The organism is Streptomyces sp. AC627_RSS907, assembly GCF_019049165.1.
In genome coordinates this window covers 1-601 of record NZ_JAGMUE010000893.1, presented here as the reverse complement: position 1 = coordinate 601, position 601 = coordinate 1, and the positions used below count along the sequence as shown (strand labels likewise).

Annotated in this window: 1 pseudogene; it reads right to left on the bottom strand. The window is 75.5% G+C overall.

Annotated features, from left to right (window positions below):
- Window positions 1–481 (bottom strand): annotated as a pseudogene (locus tag KUM32_RS39305) (hypothetical protein); the annotation flags it as partial.
- Window positions 482–601 lie beyond the last annotated feature (120 nt).

The following is a 601-nucleotide window of genomic DNA, read 5'->3' as shown; positions in this document are numbered from 1 at the left end:
GACCCAGCGGGTCGAGCGGGTTCCTCGGCTCGGTCTGGGACGGACTCGGGGTGGTGCCGGGCCGCTTGGCCGCGTCCTCGGGGGCCGTGGTGCCCCCGGTCTCCTCGGACCCGGGCTTCGGGTCGCCCGTCGTGGAGGACGGCTTCGGGGGCGCCTGTGTGGCCTGGTCGCTCTCGGGCCGCGCGTCGGAGGTGGCGCCCGGCGCGGGCTCGCGGTCGTCGGCCGCCTCTCCGCCCGGCGAGGCCGAACTCCCGGGCGGGATCGGCTCGTTGTCCCCGCCGCCCGGCTTGTCGCCCGGCTTGCCGTTCTGCTTCTCGTCCCGCTGGTCCCGCCGCTTGTCGTCCTGCCGCGGGTCCCGCTTGTCCTTGCCGTCCCGCTCGTCCTCGCCGTCCTGCTGGTCCGACTGGGTCACGCAGGGGCCGGGCTTGAAGCGGTCCTTGGCCTGGGTCTCGGCCTGTGCGAGCTGCGGCGTGAGCCCCATGCCCATCAACACGGCCGTCGGCATCGCGGCCAAGGCGATGGCCTTGCCCGCGGGCATCTGCAGCCGGTTCAGCATCGATTTCCTCGGGGCGGCGTGCCGCGGCCCCGTTCTGGCCCGGCG